The organism is Nonomuraea sp. NPDC003707 (assembly GCF_053587055.1).
Genome location: NZ_JBSFNK010000046.1, coordinates 17,589 through 31,803, shown reverse-complemented (window position 1 = coordinate 31,803; position 14,215 = coordinate 17,589). Strand labels below are relative to the sequence as shown.

The 14,215-nt window shown below is 72.3% G+C and carries 13 protein-coding genes; 8 read left to right on the top strand and 5 right to left on the bottom strand.

Going from position 1 to position 14,215, the window contains the following annotated elements; all coding sequences use genetic code 11:
• Positions 1-39: 39 nt before the first annotated feature.
• Together ACWDRB_RS58620 and ACWDRB_RS58615 are read left to right on the top strand one after the other, a co-directional pair.
• A complete protein-coding gene (locus tag ACWDRB_RS58620; RefSeq protein WP_192791537.1) occupies positions 40-711 on the top strand; it encodes a response regulator transcription factor in 672 nt (223 codons plus the stop codon).
• Positions 708-2,036, top strand: coding sequence for a sensor histidine kinase (locus ACWDRB_RS58615; RefSeq protein WP_449910152.1), 1,329 nt, complete (start codon positions 708-710; stop codon positions 2,034-2,036). The genes ACWDRB_RS58620 and ACWDRB_RS58615 overlap by 4 nt, the downstream gene beginning before the upstream one ends.
• Positions 2,037-2,074: 38 nt before the next feature.
• Here the strand turns inward: ACWDRB_RS58615 and ACWDRB_RS58610 are convergent, their stop codons facing one another.
• The gene (locus ACWDRB_RS58610; RefSeq protein ID WP_449910151.1) at positions 2,075-3,586 is read right to left on the bottom strand and encodes a PucR family transcriptional regulator; all 1,512 of its coding nucleotides are present in this window, start codon (positions 3,584-3,586) and stop codon (positions 2,075-2,077) included.
• A gap of 122 nt (positions 3,587-3,708) precedes the next feature.
• Between ACWDRB_RS58610 and ACWDRB_RS58605 the strand changes: the two genes are divergently transcribed.
• From ACWDRB_RS58605 to ACWDRB_RS58595, 3 genes are all read left to right on the top strand, one after another.
• Complete coding sequence (locus ACWDRB_RS58605) at positions 3,709-4,986, top strand: MFS transporter (RefSeq protein ID WP_449910149.1); 1,278 nt, start codon at positions 3,709-3,711, stop codon at positions 4,984-4,986.
• A gap of 48 nt (positions 4,987-5,034) precedes the next feature.
• A complete protein-coding gene (locus ACWDRB_RS58600) occupies positions 5,035-6,606 on the top strand; it encodes an amidohydrolase (protein WP_449910200.1) in 1,572 nt (523 codons plus the stop codon).
• An 87-nt stretch (positions 6,607-6,693) separates the two neighbouring features.
• Positions 6,694-7,302 (top strand): Chromate resistance protein ChrB, encoded by a 609-nt coding sequence (locus ACWDRB_RS58595; RefSeq protein WP_449910147.1) that lies wholly within the window; start codon positions 6,694-6,696, stop codon positions 7,300-7,302.
• An 8-nt stretch (positions 7,303-7,310) separates the two neighbouring features.
• Here ACWDRB_RS58595 and ACWDRB_RS58590 read toward each other — a convergent pair whose 3' ends face one another.
• The 3 genes from ACWDRB_RS58590 to ACWDRB_RS58580 are packed head-to-tail and all read right to left on the bottom strand — an operon-like array spanning position 7,311 to position 9,154.
• On the bottom strand, positions 7,311-7,523 hold the full coding sequence (locus tag ACWDRB_RS58590) for a hypothetical protein (RefSeq protein ID WP_449910145.1): 213 nt from the start codon (positions 7,521-7,523) through the stop codon (positions 7,311-7,313).
• Positions 7,524-7,525: 2 nt separating this feature from the next.
• Positions 7,526-8,320, bottom strand: coding sequence for a COG4280 domain-containing protein (locus ACWDRB_RS58585; RefSeq protein WP_449910143.1), 795 nt, complete (start codon positions 8,318-8,320; stop codon positions 7,526-7,528).
• 57 nt (positions 8,321-8,377) lie between these two features.
• Positions 8,378-9,154 carry a phytanoyl-CoA dioxygenase family protein gene (locus tag ACWDRB_RS58580; protein ID WP_449910141.1) on the bottom strand — a complete coding sequence of 259 codons (777 nt, stop codon included), beginning with the start codon at positions 9,152-9,154 and terminating at the stop codon, positions 8,378-8,380.
• A gap of 95 nt (positions 9,155-9,249) precedes the next feature.
• On the opposite strand from ACWDRB_RS58580, the gene ACWDRB_RS58575 reads away from it, so the two are divergent.
• Both ACWDRB_RS58575 and ACWDRB_RS58570 read left to right on the top strand, forming a co-directional pair.
• Positions 9,250-10,110 carry an AraC family transcriptional regulator gene (locus ACWDRB_RS58575; protein WP_449910139.1) on the top strand — a complete coding sequence of 287 codons (861 nt, stop codon included), beginning with the start codon at positions 9,250-9,252 and terminating at the stop codon, positions 10,108-10,110.
• Positions 10,111-10,152: 42 nt separating this feature from the next.
• Entirely contained in the window at positions 10,153-11,415 is a 1,263-nt protein-coding gene (locus ACWDRB_RS58570) for an ABC transporter substrate-binding protein (RefSeq protein WP_449910137.1), read from the top strand.
• Positions 11,416-11,422: 7 nt separating this feature from the next.
• On the opposite strand, the gene ACWDRB_RS58565 is transcribed toward ACWDRB_RS58570, so the two are convergent.
• Entirely contained in the window at positions 11,423-12,283 is an 861-nt protein-coding gene (locus ACWDRB_RS58565; RefSeq protein ID WP_449910135.1) for a LuxR C-terminal-related transcriptional regulator, read from the bottom strand.
• A gap of 85 nt (positions 12,284-12,368) precedes the next feature.
• Here ACWDRB_RS58565 and ACWDRB_RS58560 point away from each other — a divergent pair, with 85 nt between their 5' ends.
• Positions 12,369-13,985 (top strand): AMP-binding protein, encoded by a 1,617-nt coding sequence (locus ACWDRB_RS58560; RefSeq protein WP_449910134.1) that lies wholly within the window; start codon positions 12,369-12,371, stop codon positions 13,983-13,985.
• The last annotated feature ends 230 nt before the right edge of the window (positions 13,986-14,215 follow it).

The following is a 14,215-nucleotide window of genomic DNA, read 5'->3' as shown; positions in this document are numbered from 1 at the left end:
GGGGTGGGCGGCGGCGGGCACGGCGAGGAGAGTGGGATCATGCACGTCCTTGTGGCCGACGACGACGAGGCGGTGCGCCGTTCGCTGACGCGCGCGCTCGCCCGTGAGGGCTATCACGTGAGCACCGCCGCCGACGGCCTGCGCGCCCTGGAGGCGGCCGGCGGCGGGCGGCAGGACGCGGTGGTGCTGGACATCATGATGCCCGGCCTGGACGGGCTGGAGGTGTGCCGCCGTCTGCGCGCCGGCGGCGACCGCACGCCGATCCTGATGCTCACCGCCCGCGACCTGGTCGCCGACCGCGTCGCGGGGCTGGACGCCGGGGCCGACGACTACCTGGTCAAGCCGTTCGCGCTGGAGGAGCTGCGGGCCCGCCTGCGCGCGCTGCTGCGGCGCAGCGGCGCGGCCGAGGAGGTGCTGCGCTTCGCCGACCTGGAGCTGGACACCGCCGCCTGCCGGGCCGCCCGCGGCGCGCGGGTGCTCGACCTGACCAGGACCGAGTACACGCTGCTGAAGGTGTTCCTGCGCAACCCGAACCGGGTGCTGAGCCGCGGCGTGATCTTCGACGCGGTCTGGGGGTACGACTTCGGCCCGTCGTCCAACGCGCTGTGGGTCTACATCAGCTACCTGCGGGCCAAGCTGGAGGCCGGGGGCGAGCCGCGGCTGATCCAGACGGTGCGCGGGCTGGGGTACGTGCTGCGGGAGGAGCCGTGACGCTGCGGACCAGGGTCGCCCTGGCCGGGGCGGCCGTGGTGGCGGCGGCCCTGCTGATCGCCTCGCTGGTGGTCTATCCGGCGATGGCGAGCGGGCTGGGCGGCCAGCACGACGGCGAGCTGGTGCTGGCCGCCGGGCAGGCGCCCCAGCTGCTGGCCTCGTTCAAGGCCACCCGCGCGCCCCTGCCGGATTATCCGGTCTCCGTGGGCAACACGCTGCTGCAGTTCTTCCCGCCTCCCGTGAATCCGGGGCCGACCACCGGTTTCGTCCCGCTCTCCGACAGGGACACCGGGGTCGCGCGGGGCAAGCTCCCGCCGTACTTCCAGGAGGTGAGCTACGGCGGGGCGCGCTACCGCGTCTACACGGCTCCGCTGGGCCAGGTCGATCAGGCGCTGGTACGCACCGCGTTCCCGCTCGACCGGGACGACGACACGCTGAACGGCCTGAAGCTCCTGCTGGGGGCGCTGATCCTGGGCGGCGCGCTGATCGCCGGGATGGGGGCGCGGCTGCTCGCCGGGCGCGTGCTGCGCCCCATCGGCCGCCTGACCGAGGTGGTCGAGCACGTCACCGCCACCCGTACGCTCACCGCGGGCGGGCTCGACGGCAGCGGGCGCGACGAGGTCGCCCGGCTGGCCCGCTCGTTCACCACGATGACCGGCGCGCTCAACGAGTCCCTGCTGGCCCAGCGGCGCCTGGTCGCCGACGCCTCGCACGAGCTGCGTACCCCGCTGACCAGCCTCATCACCAACCTCGAACTGCTGGGCGAGGGTCGCGGCACCGCCGACCCGCAGGCCCCGGCCCTGGTCCACGAGGCCCGCTCGCAGGCAGGCGAGCTGCGGGTGCTGGTCAACGACCTGGTGGAGCTGGCCAGGTACGGCGACGTCCAGATCCACACCGAGGACGTCCGCCTCGACCTGGTGGCGGAGCGCGTGATCGCCAGGGCGCGGGGCCGGGCGCCGCACGTCCGGCTGCGGGGCGAGCTGGCCGAGTGCCTGGTCCACGCCGATCCCGACGCCGTCGAACGCGCCGCCGCCAACCTGGTCGACAACGCGATCAAGTGGAGCCCGCCGGGCGCGGAGGTGCTGGTCGAGGTGGCCGCGACCGGCACGCTGTCGGTCGCCGACCAGGGGCCCGGCATCGCCACCGAGGACCTGCCGTTCGTCTTCGACCGCTTCTACCGCGCCGAGGCGGCCCGCTCGCTGCCCGGCTCGGGGCTGGGACTGGCCATCGTGCGCCAGATCGCCGAGGCACACGGCGGCGCGGTCCGCGCCGAGCCCCTCACCCCGGGTGTCCGCCTCGTCCTGTCCCTCCCCCTCGCCACCTGATCACCCGCCCGCCCTGAAGGAACGCCCGGCCATGGGCTCTAGCCGGGAGGCACGAGGTCGCCGAGGGAGAGGGCCAGCCAGAGCTGGAGCCGGTGCCCGGGGTCGGTGAGGGGGCGGCCCGAGACGCGTTCGGCGACGGCCAGGCGGCGGCGCAGGGTGTTGCGGTGCACGCCCAGCCGCCGCGCGGCCGTCTCCAGGTTCGACCCCGCCTCCAGGTACGCGCGGAGCGAGCCGACCAGGTCGCCGCCGTGCCGCGCCTCGTACTCGCGCAGCGGGCGGAGCGCGGCGGCGGCGAAGCGGTGCGCGGCGTCGGGCACGAAGGCGTCCCTGAGCAGCGCGGACGCCTCAAGGTCGTCGACATGGAGGTAGGCGTCGCCCCGGGCGGCCAGGGTGGCGGCGTGCCGGACCGCCGAGGGGAGCTCGTCCAGGCCGAGCGCCCGGCAGCCGCCGCCCGGCACGCCCAGCCGCGCGCACAGCTCCGCTCCCCACCAGGGCGCCGCCGAACACCCGCCCGGCGAAACCGGGGCCGTTCGTTCCGGCAGCACGAACACCGTGCCCTCCGGCCGGGCGCACACGAGGGCCAGCTCCTCGGCGTCCGCCGCCACCTCCTCCAGCGCCTCGATCGCCGCCTCCGGCGGGACCGGCGCCGCCGTCACGACCACCTCGTACGGCGGCGTCGCGACCGGGCACAGCTCGCCTAGCTGGCGCGGCGACAGCCCGCCGTCGAGCACGGCGGCCAGCAGCGCGCCCCGCTGGGCCTGTGCCTTGGCCCGGCCGGCCCGCACGCCGAGCAGCTCCATGGCGAGCAGGCAGGCGGCCTGGTTGGCCAGCATCCTGGCGTGCCACTCCAGCGGCGAGCCCGTGCACACCGCCAGCCAGCCGGTCGGCGGCCCGGAGAAGCCGAGGCTCTGCACCTGGACGGCCTGGATGCCGTCGTCCAGCACGCCCGCGCTCGGCCGGGCCGCGCCCCGCGCCATCTCCAGGGCCCGGGCGTGCCAGGGCCGCTCCCCCGCCGGCGTGGCCGCCCTGGGCTTGCCCTGCGGGTCCAGCAGCAGGGACTCGCCGCCGGTGTGCTCGGCCAGGGCACGCAGGATGCCCGAGGTGCCCGACAGCAGCGCGGCTCGCGCCATGGCCTCCTGGGCGGCGACGACCCGCCGCTCCCCGCGTACGCGCTCGTCGGCGTGCCACCGGGCGACGGCCTCGGTCACCGCGATGAACGGGGTCAGGATCTCCAGCACCGGCAGCCCCTGGACGTCGGCGGCGGCCAGCACCTCCTCCGGCACGGCCGTCACGGCCTCGCCGAGCGCGAAGGCGAGCCCGGCGCAGCCCGCCCCCGACAGCCGCTCGACGTACGCCTGCAGCCCGGCCGGGTCGCCCGGCAGGCCGAGTCCGATGGTCATCACCAGCTCGCCCCCGCGCAGCCACGGCACGGGGTCGGCCAGCTCGGACACGTGCGCCCAGCGGACCACGCGCGACAGGCCGGCGCGCCCGGCCAGCAGCCGCATGCGCATGCCGGGCAGGGTCATGGCCTGGGCGACGGTCAACGCCATGGGTGTTCCTCTGGGCTGTGCATACCGCACTCTAATTCACCGCCGGTGGTGCGTTTCGTCCCGGCCCCCCTCCGGCTGACCTGCGCTTATCGTCGTCGCACCCCCTGAGACCCGGAGGATCCATGAATCGCGCCACCCGGGCGGCCGGCGCCGCCTTCGTCGGGACCACGATCGAGTGGTACGACTTCTACGTCTACGCCACGGCGGCCGCGCTGCTCTTCGACGACCTGTTCTTCCCCAACGCCTCCAGTCCCACGGTGGCGCTCATGGCGTCCTTCGCCACGTACGCGGTCGGCTTCTTCGCCAGGCCGCTCGGCGGCATCGTGTTCGGCCACTTCGGCGACCGGGTCGGCCGGAAGTCGGCGCTGGTGGTCACGCTGCTCATGATGGGCGGCGCGACGTTCGCCGTGGGCCTGCTGCCCACGTACGCGTCGATCGGCACGCTCGCCCCCGTGCTCCTGGTGCTGCTCCGCTTCGTGCAGGGGCTGGCGGTCGGCGGCGAGTGGGGCGGGGCCGCGCTGATGGCGGTCGAGCACGCGCCCGCGGGCAAGAAGACCTTCTACGGCGGTTTCGCCCAGCTCGGCAACCCGGCGGGCGCGCTGCTGGCCACGGGCGCGTTCAGCCTGATGACCCTGTTCGGCGACGACGCGCTGCACTCGTGGGGCTGGCGGGCGCCGTTCATCGTCTCGGCCGTGCTGGTGCTGGTGGGCCTGTTCATCCGGCTCCGCGTCGAGGAGTCGCCCGTCTTCGAGGAGACCGAAAAGACCGGGGTGCCGATCAAGGAGGTCTTCCGCACGTCGTGGCGGTCGGTCCTGTTCGGCATCGGGACGCTGCCGGTCGCCATCGGCGGCTACTACATCCTCACCACGTTCCTGCTGTCGTACGCCACGGGCCCGTCGGTCGGCGAGACCGAGCAGCTCATCCTGAACGGCCTGAGCTTCGCCGCGTTCGTGGAGCTGGTCGCCACGCTCGGCATCGCCTGGATGGGCGACAAGTTCGGCGGGCGCAAGGTCGCCATCTGGTTCCTGATCGCCACGGCGGTGCTGGCGGTGCCGCAGTTCGCGGTGCTCGGCACGCACAGCACGTTCCTGATCTTCCTGATGCTCGGCGTGATGCGGCTGGCCACCTCGGGCACGTACGGGCCGATGGCGGCGATCCTGTCCGAGATGTTCCCGCCGCAGGTCCGCTACACCGGGATCTCGCTCGCCTACCAGGGCGCCGGCGCGATCTTCGGCGGCCTGTCGCCGCTGGCCGCCACCGCCCTCGTCGGCGCGTACGGCGGCGCCGCGTGGCCGGCCGTGGCGCTGCTGGTCGCCATGTGCGCGCTCAGCGTGCTCTGCCTGGCCGTGGCGCCCCGTCACCGCGACCACGTGCCGGCCGCTCCGATCACCACCGAATAGGAGAGTGCATTGTCCACCACCGTCATCACCGGCGGGAACGTCATCACCATGGACCCCTCGAACCCGTACGCGCGGGCCGTGGCCGTCCGCGACGGCCGCATCCTGGCCGTGGGGCGCGAGGAGGACGTCCTCGCCCAGGCGGGCCCGGGGGCCGAGGTCGTGCGGGCGGGCGGGCGCAGCGTGCTGCCCGGCTTCATCGACCCGCACAACCACCTGCTGTCCACCGCCGAGACGCTGGTGGCGGTGGACGCGCGCTACCCGGCCGTGGGCAGCGCCGCCGACCTGGTCGCCGCCGTCGCCGCCGAGGCAGCCAGGACCCCGGCGGGCCAGTGGATCAGGGCGTACGGGATGGACGACGCCAAGTACCCCGGCGGGCGGCCGACCCGGCGGCAGCTCGACGAGGCCACCACCGAGCACCCGGTGATCGTCTACCACGTGTCCGGGCACCAGGCGGTGGTCAACTCGGCCGCGCTGTCCTGGCGCGGCATCGGCGACGACGTGGCCGACCCGGCGGGCGGCGCGTTCGTGCGCGACGAGGGCGGGCGGCTGACCGGCATGGTGCTGGACTCGGCGATGGAGCTGCTCCTGCCGGTGGCCGTGGACATCGGCTGCCACGGCCCGAACTTCCACGTCGACCTGCCCCTGGAGCAGCTGCGGTCGTGGCTGGAGCTGGCCGGGGAGACGTACCTGCGGGCCGGGGTGACGACCGTGTGCGACCCGCAGGTCTCGCGCCGCGAGCTGCTGGTCTACCGGTCCGCCTGGGAGGCGGGCACGCTGCCGGTGCGTACGGCGGTCATGCCGCTGTCGCACATGCTGGACGAGCTGTCCTCGATCGGCCTGGCGGGCCCGTTCGGCGACGACCGGCTGCGGTTCGGCGCGATGAAGTTCTACTGCGACGGCACGCTGCTGGGCGGCACGGCGATGTTCGACGAGCCGTACGGCGAGGGCTTCACCGGCTCCCTCTACCACCAGCCCGAGCAGCTCGTCGACCTCGTACGGCGGGCCGCGACGGCGGGCTGGCAGATCGGCATCCACACCCAGGGCGACCGGGCCATGGGCTACTCCCTCGAAGCGATCAAGGCCGCGGTGGCGGTGTCCGGCGACGACGCCCGGCCCAGGATCGAGCACTGCGGTCACCCGACGCCCGCCCAGGTCAGGGAGTTCGCCGCGCTCGGCGTGATCCCGGTCAACCAGCCCAACTTCCTGTACGACAGCGGCACCGACTTCGTGCGCCGGCTCGGCGAGCGACGCGCGCACCGGCTGCAGCCGATCCGCGAGGAGCTGGACGCGGGGCTGCGCCCGGTGCTGTCCAGCGACTCGTTCGTCTCCTCTCTGCGGCCCATGGAGACGGTGTCGAACGCGGTGCGCCGCCGCACCAGGGAGGGCGGCCCGATCGGGGCTGAGCAGGCGATCACCCTGGAGGAGGCGCTGCGCGCGCACACGATCGACGCGGCGTACGCCCTGCGCATGGAGGACCGGATCGGGTCGCTCACGCCCGGCAAGCTCGCCGACGTGGTGGTCCTGGACGGCGACGTCCGGAGCCTGCCCGCGGACGCGCTGTCCGGCGTGGACGCGTGGCTGACCATGCTCGACGGGGACATCGCCTACCGCGCGGGGTAGCCCGCCGGCGGGCCGGCTTATGGGGCGGCCCGCCCCGCCGCCGGGCGCGGATACGATCGAGTGGTCCCGTTCGGAGAAGGAGGCGCGGTGCCGGGCACGGAGGAGCCGAAGGGCGGCGAGCCACAGGCCGCCGGGCCGGCCAAGGCGGTCACCTGGCTCATGCTGATCTACCGGGTGCCCACCGAGCCGACCAGGCTGCGGGCCGCGGTCTGGCGCAAGCTGCGCAACCTCGGCGCCGTTTATCTGCAGAACTCCGCGGCCGCCGCGCCGCGCACCCCGCAGAGCGAGCGGGCCCTGCGGGCGCTGCGCAGCGAGATCGTCGAGTCGATGTCCGGCCAGGCGTTCCTGGTCAGCACCTCGTCGGTGATCGGCGAGTCCGACCTGGTCGCGCTCTACAACGCCGCCCGCGACGACGAGTACGAGGAGATCCTCGACAAGTGCGCCGACTTCCACGAAGAGGTGGCCAAGGAGGTGCGGGCCAAGCACTTCACCTACAGCGAGCTTGAGGAGAACGAGGAGGATCTCAACAAGCTCAGGGGCTGGTTCGAGAAGGTCACGGTCCGCGACGTCCTGGGCGCGGCCCGGCGCAAGGAGGTCGTCAAGGCGCTCGACGACTGCGCGCGGACGCTGGAGGAGTTCGCCGCCTCGGTCTACGAGGCCGAGGACACCGCGATCTTCCAGCACGGCGCCGGGTGAGCGCCGGGCTATCTGTCGCGCACGTCGATCCGCAGCGCGATGGCGAAGGCCGCCATCAGGCAGACGCCGAGCACCGGCGCGAGCACCGCTGACGGCGGCCCGAACGCCAGCAGCGCCACCGTGCCCAGGGCCAGCGTGACGACCACGGCGACCGCGATCTTCCAGTCGTCGCCGACGATCAGGTCGTACCAGAACTGCCCGAATCCTCGGATGAATCCCATGCCTAGCTCCCGGAAGTAGTCGGCACGGCCCCGGACCGCGCCGCGGACGGACGCCTGAGCGCGCGCACCATCAGGCGCGACAGCCCGTACCAGGCGGCGATGAGCACCAGGATCGCCAGGTCGGCGCCCGGCCATTCCAGGCTCTCGCGGCTGTCGGTGAAGATGCCGAGCCCCTCGACCGACCAGTACGTCCCGAAGCCGGCCAGCAGCAGGCCGACGCCGTACTTGAGGGTGTTCTCCGGCACCTTCGACAGCGGCCCCCTGACGGCGACGCCCAGGACGAGCACGAGGAGCACGCCGACGACGGCCGCCGCGATCGCCACCGGCAGGTTGCCGGCGCTCAGGCCGAAGGTGATCACGATGAAGACCACCTCGACGCCTTCGAGGAAGACGCCCTTGAAGCTGATCATGAACGAGAACCAGTCGAGCCCCTTGGCGCTGACCTTGCCCGCGCCCTTGGCGGCGGCCACCTCCTCGGCGAAGATCTGCTCCTCGTCGTGCATGGCCTTGCGCCCCGACGACCGCAGGATCGCCTTGCGGAGCCACTGCAGGCCGAAGATCAGCAGCAGGGAGCCGATCGCGAGCTGCAGCGCCGCCTCCGGCAGCCAGGTCGCCAGGGCGTAGCCGGCGGCTGCGGTGAAGGCGGCCAGGGCCACGAGGGCCGCCGCCACGCCCATGAGCGTCGATCGCCAGCTCCGCGTCATGCCCATCGCCATGACGATCGTCATCGCTTCGACCATCTCCACGATCGAGGCCAGCAGCACCGCCGCGCCCAGGCCCCATGCGGCCGCAGCCATCGGCCCCACATCCTTCCGTTGCGCAAAGAATGTAACAGCCGTTAGTTTGCCCACATGTCACTGGATATGTCTACGCGGTGCGGCGAAGGGCATGTGCTCGCCCTCCACGTACGCGGGGAACGGCTGGTAGACGTTCACGCCCGGGTCCCCGCGGAACAGCAGGGCCGAGACGAACGGCTGCTCCTCGCTGGTGATCCGGGTCGAGGTCGGGATGTAGCGGATGGTCAGGCCGCAGCGGCGGTGCGGCGAGGTGTTGGCGTTGGAGGCGTGCAGGATGTTGGGGTGGTGGACCTCCACGTCGCCGGCCGCCAGGACGAGGTCCACGGCCTGTGACTCGTCCACCGTCACCGCGCTCTCCGAGCCGAGCACGTTGTCGATGTCGTCGCGCTGCCGCAGCTCGTGCAGGTCCTGCCGGTGCGAGCCGGGGATCACGCGCAGGCAGCCGTTCTCCGTCGTGGCCTCGTCCACGGCCAGCCAGAGCGTGACGACGCGCATCGGCTCCAGCGGCCAGTACGCGCCGTCCTGGTGCCACAGGACCGGCTTGCCGGAGAAGGGCGGCTTGCTGATGTAGTGCGAGGCGAACAGCGCGATGTCGGAGCCGACGAAGAGCTCGGCGATGTCCAGCAGCCGGTCGTCGCCGACCAGCCGCACCCAGAAGGGGTCGCGGGCGACCAGTTCGGTGCCCAGGTCCTCGCCGTTCAGGTCGGGGTGCTTGGCCTGGAGCCAGGCGACGTGCTCGCTCGCCTCGGCGATCAGGTCGCGGTCGAGGACGTCACGGAAGATCGTGTAGCCGTCGCGGTCGTAGTCCTGAAGGGTCCGGTCGACTCTCACCATGCGCTCCTTGTGAGGGTGGGGCGTCACTCGGATTCTTCGGTCTTCGCGGGACGGGTTACTAGTAATCACCGCTCCACAAGTATTAATTTCCTGACATGCCGACCGTCCTGCGCTGGGTCGAGTTCGCGGCCGGTCTGCCGTACCACGCGGCCCTGGTGCCGGTGAAGGGTGGCCGCAGGGACCGGCCGGAGCCGCACTCCCATGCCGACTTCCACGAGCTGGTCCTCGTGACCGCGGGGGCGGGCGTGCAGCGGGTCGGCGAGGCGGAGCAGCCGCTGCGCGCCGGGGACGTGGTGCTGGTGCGGCCGCACGACCGGCACGAGTTCGCCTCGGCCGACGGCATGCGCTTCGTCAACATCGCCTTCCCGAGCGAGCGCTGGCGGGCCTTCGCCGACCTGGCGGGGCTGGCGGGACCGGCGGACTGGGACCGCCGGGAGCTCCCGCTGTCGGCCCGCGCCGACCTGGACGGGCCGGTGGCGGCGGAGTTCGGCCGCCTGCTGGCCGCCTACTCCGGCGTGCCCCGCGTGCTCGACCTGGTCGGACTGCTGACCGAGGTCGTCCCGCTGCTGGAGGGCGCCGACGGGACGGCCGTGGACCGGCGGCCCGGCTGGCTGGTCTCGGCCTGCGTCGCGATGCGGCGCGAGGAGAACCTGCGCGAGGGCCTGCCCCGGCTGCAGTCCCTCGCCGCCGTCAGCCCGGGGCATCTGGCCCGCTCGATGCGCAGGCACTACGGGTGCACGCCGATCGGGTTCGTGGTCGGGCGGCGGCTGGAGCACGCCGCCCTGCTGCTGACCACGACGACGGAGGGCATCGGCCGGATCGCCCAGCGCTGCGGCTTCTCCGGCCAGTCGTATTTCGGCCGGCTCTTCCAGGAGCGGTACGGCATGGCCCCGCGATGTTACCGGGAGGTTACGCGGCGAGCCGTCGTCCCTCTGGACAGCCAAGATATCAAGTGATTAGATGACTTAATCCCCCCAAGATCGAAGAGGAGGCCGGGCATGATCCGGTCACTTGGTGTCGCCGCCGTCATCTGCCTCGCTGTCACCGCCTGCTCCTCCGGCGGATCCGCGCCCAAGCAGGCCGCCGGCAAGACGGAGCTGAAGCTCTACAACGACAAGGGCGCCTGGAGCAAATACTTCGACGAGATGGGCAGCCTGTCCAAGCAGCAGATCGGCCTGTCCATGAAGCCGGTCGGCTACACCGACGAGCCGACGTACCAGGCGTTCATCAAGGCGTCGTTCCGCACGGACGTGAAGCCCGACCTGTTCACCTGGACGACGGGCGGGCGGCTGGCCGAGATCGTCGCGCAGAAGCAGGTCTCCGACACGACCGCCATCTGGCAGGAGGCGATCAAGAACGGCGACCTGTCCGCCGACCTGGCCAAGTACTACACGGTGAGCGGCAAGCAGTACTGCGTGCCGCTGAACGCGGCGTACTGGGGCATGTTCTACAACAAGAGCGTCTTCGACAAGTACCAGCTCAAGCCGCCGGCGACGTGGGACGAGCTGGTCAAGGTCGCCGAGACGCTGAAGAAGAACGGCGTCAAGGCCTTCTACCACACCAGCGTGCTGTTCTCCTTCGTCTGGTTCGAGCAGCTCCTGGCCGGCACCGACCCCGACCTCTACGACCGCCTCTCGACGGGTCAGGCGAAGTACACCGACCCCGGCGTGGTCGACGTGATGAAGCGGTGGAAGTCGATGATCGACGCCGGCTACTTCAACAACCCCGGCGACAAGACCGACCCGGGCGACGTGCTCAAGACCGGCAAGGCCGCGATGGTGTCGTTCGGCACCTGGTTCAACACGAGCATGACGCAGCGCGACATGAAGGCGGGGACCGACTACGGCTTCTTCGTCATCCCGAACGTCAACCCCGCGCTGCCCAAGACCTCGATGATCTTCGAGAGCGGCCCGCTCTGCTCGCTGGCCAAGGCGCCCGACCCCGACGCGAGCACCAAATACCTCAAGTGGTGGGTGAGCTCGTCCGCCCAGGAGAAGTGGGCCACGGCCAGGGGCGACGTGTCGGCCAACCCCAAGGTCGCCATCGCCGACCAGGCCATCGCCGAGGTCAGCAAGGCCGCGGGCAGCGGCGACTACCGCCTGGTGAACCGCTACTTCGAGGCCACCCCGCCCCCGGTGCTCACCGCCGCGCTGGACGGCTTCGGCGCCTTCGTCGTCAAGCCGGACACCTACCAGAAGGTCCTGACGGACATCCAGGCCGCCGCCGACGAGTACTGGAGCACCCACCCGCAGGGCAACTGAGCGCCCGTCAGGGCAGGAAGCCGCGGTGGCGGGCGGCGATCACCGTCTCCATGCGGGTGTGCGTCCCCAGCTTGCGCATCGCGTTGCGCAGGTAGCTCTTGACCGTCTCGGGCCGGATCCCGAGCCTCTCCCCGGTCTCCGCGTTGCCGCAGCCCACGGCGACCAGGGCGAGGACGTCGAGCTCGCGCGGCGACAGCGGGCTCGGCCGCTCCGGGGTCCGGCCGTCCGGGCGGGCCAGCCGGTCGCACACGTCCTGGAGCCGGGCCCGGAGCCCGGCGTCGGCGACGTCCTGGGTGATGGCCCTGAGCTGGGCGTGCGCCTGGCGGACCGCCTCCCACTCGCCGGCGGACGGCGACTCGCGGGCGGCCCGGGTGATCGCCGCGGTCTCCATCTCGGCCAGCCGCCGCTCCACCTCCCGCCTGACGGCCAGCTCGAAGCCCACCCGCGCGGCGACCTGGGTCATGGCGTCCACCACGCGGTCGCTGATCGACAGGGGCTCGCGGATCCCGCCGTACAGGACGCCGGAAACGCCGCCGTCCACCGTGACCGGCACCGCCGCGATGGCCCGCAGCCCCTCGGCGATCACGGGTTTGTCGTACTCGTGGCTGATGCGCGGGTCGGCGGCGTAGTCGTCGACGGTGCCGGGGCGCGCGGTGGTGATCACCCGGCCGCCGAGCCCGTTGCCCGCGCCGACGACCAGGCCGCGCAGCGCGCCGGTCAGGGTGCCGCTGAACTCCGTCAGCGTCACGCCGAGCGAGCGGGACTCCACCAGGCCGCCGAACACCACCGGCAGGCCCGTCGCCCGGCGCAGCCGGCCGACGGCGGTCTGGAACGCCTCACGATCGATGGGCGCGTACGGTGCGGCCATGGGTCCAGCATGGACGAGGCCCGGGGCGGAGAGCCACCCCCGAAAGGGGGTGGTGCCGGGCCGGGTCCGGGGGAATTCTCCGTTCATGGCTGACGCACTGCTCTCGTACGCCTCGGGCGGGTCCGAGGTCCCCCTGCTGGGCGAGACGATCGGCGAGAACTTCGAGCGCACCGTGGCGCGGTTCGGCGAGCGCGAGGCGCTGGTGGACGTGGCGGCCGGGCGCCGCTGGACGTACGCGCAGCTCGACGCCGCCGTGAACGAGGTGGCGCTCGGCCTGCTGGCCCGCGGCATCGGCAAGGGCGACCGAGTCGGCATCTGGGCGCCCAACTGCGCCGAATGGGTGCTCGTCCAGTACGCCACCGCCAAGATCGGCGCGATCCTGGTGAACGTCAATCCCGCGTACCGGGCCCACGAGCTGGCCTACGTCGTCAAGCAGTCGAGCATGCGGCTGCTCGTCAGCGCGGTCACGCACAAGAGCAGCGACTACCGGGCGATGATCGACGAGATCGGGTTCGGGGACGCGGTGTTCATCGGCGGGCCCGGCTGGGACGAGCTGGTCGAGAGCGGCAGGCGCGCCGACCCGGCCCTGCTGGCGGAGCGGGCGGCCCGGCTGACGTTCGACGACCCGATCAACATCCAGTACACCTCGGGCACGACCGGCTTCCCCAAGGGCGCCACGCTGTCCCACCACAACATCCTCAACAACGGCTACTTCGTCGGCGAGCTGCTCGGCTACACCGAGGCCGACCGGGTGTGCCTGCCGGTGCCGCTCTACCACTGCTTCGGGATGGTCATGGGCAACCTCGGCGCGACCTCGCACGGCTCGTGCGTGGTGCTGCCCTCGCCGGGGTTCGACCCGGAGGCGACGCTGCGCGCCGTGCAGGCCGAGGGGTGCACGTCCCTGTACGGGGTGCCGACGATGTTCATCGCCGAGCTGGCCCTGCTGACCGGGTCCGGAAATTTCGATCTTTCGACGCTCAGAACGGGCATCATGGCCGGATCCCCGTGCCCGGTCGAGGTCATGAAACGCGTCGTCAGCGAGATGAACATGACCGAGATCGCCATCTGCTACGGCATGACCGAGACCTCACCCGTGTCCACGATGACCCGCCGCGACGACGGCCTGGCCCGCCGCACCGAGACCGTCGGCCGCGTCATGCCGCACATCGAGGTCAAGGTCGTCGACCCGGAGACCCGGCTGGCACTCCCCCGCGGCGTGCCGGGCGAGCTGTGCACCCGCGGCTACTCGGTCATGCTCGGCTACTGGGCCCAGCCCGACGCCACGGCCGAGGCCATCGACGCCGCCCGCTGGATGCACACCGGCGACCTGGCCACCATGGACGCCGACGGCTACGTCAGCATCGTGGGCCGCATCAAGGACATGGTGATCCGCGGCGGCGAGAACATCTACCCGCGCGAGATCGAGGAGTTCCTCTACGGCCACCCGGACGTCGCCGACGTGCAGGTGATCGGGGTGCCCGACGAGAGGTACGGGGAGGAGCTGATGGCCTGGATCGTCATGCGGCCGGGCGTCGAGCCGCTGACGGCCGAGCGGGTCAGGGAGTTCTGCGCGGGCCGCCTGGCCCACTACAAGATCCCCCGGTACGTGCACGTGGTGGACGCGTTCCCCATGACGGTCACCGGCAAGATCCGCAAGGTGGAGATGCGCGAGCGGGCCGCCGGCATCCTCGGCCGCCCATGAAGACGGGCCGGCTCCGTGGTCAGGACGACCACGGAGCCGGCCCAGGATGCGCGTCGTCACGGCGAGCGACCCGTGCGCCTTCACGACCGGCCATGACGGACGGTCACTGACGTCGGCGCGTGCGGCCCAGCGTGCGCAGCCGTAAAGGATGGGCCTGAAGATCGGCGCGCGGCCCACCGTGCGCAGCCGTGAAGGATGGGGGTTTGGCGGCGCCGCAGGAGTGCGGCGCC

Bases quoted from the DNA above. Each gene is read 5' to 3' on its own strand.
- ACWDRB_RS58620 (WP_192791537.1), top strand. From the start codon at position 40: ATGCACGTCCTTGTGGCCGACGACGACGAGGCGGTGCGCCGTTCGCTG.
- ACWDRB_RS58610 (WP_449910151.1), bottom strand. From the start codon at position 3,586: ATGGCGTTGACCGTCGCCCAGGCCATGACCCTGCCCGGCATGCGCATG.
- ACWDRB_RS58605 (WP_449910149.1), top strand. From the start codon at position 3,709: ATGAATCGCGCCACCCGGGCGGCCGGCGCCGCCTTCGTCGGGACCACG.
- ACWDRB_RS58600 (WP_449910200.1), top strand. From the start codon at position 5,035: ATGGACCCCTCGAACCCGTACGCGCGGGCCGTGGCCGTCCGCGACGGC.
- ACWDRB_RS58590 (WP_449910145.1), bottom strand. From the start codon at position 7,523: ATGGGATTCATCCGAGGATTCGGGCAGTTCTGGTACGACCTGATCGTC.
- ACWDRB_RS58585 (WP_449910143.1), bottom strand. From the start codon at position 8,320: ATGGCTGCGGCCGCATGGGGCCTGGGCGCGGCGGTGCTGCTGGCCTCG.
- ACWDRB_RS58580 (WP_449910141.1), bottom strand. From the start codon at position 9,154: ATGGTGAGAGTCGACCGGACCCTTCAGGACTACGACCGCGACGGCTAC.
- ACWDRB_RS58575 (WP_449910139.1), top strand. From the start codon at position 9,250: ATGCCGACCGTCCTGCGCTGGGTCGAGTTCGCGGCCGGTCTGCCGTAC.
- ACWDRB_RS58570 (WP_449910137.1), top strand. From the start codon at position 10,153: ATGATCCGGTCACTTGGTGTCGCCGCCGTCATCTGCCTCGCTGTCACC.
- ACWDRB_RS58565 (WP_449910135.1), bottom strand. From the start codon at position 12,283: ATGGCCGCACCGTACGCGCCCATCGATCGTGAGGCGTTCCAGACCGCC.
- ACWDRB_RS58560 (WP_449910134.1), top strand. From the start codon at position 12,369: ATGGCTGACGCACTGCTCTCGTACGCCTCGGGCGGGTCCGAGGTCCCC.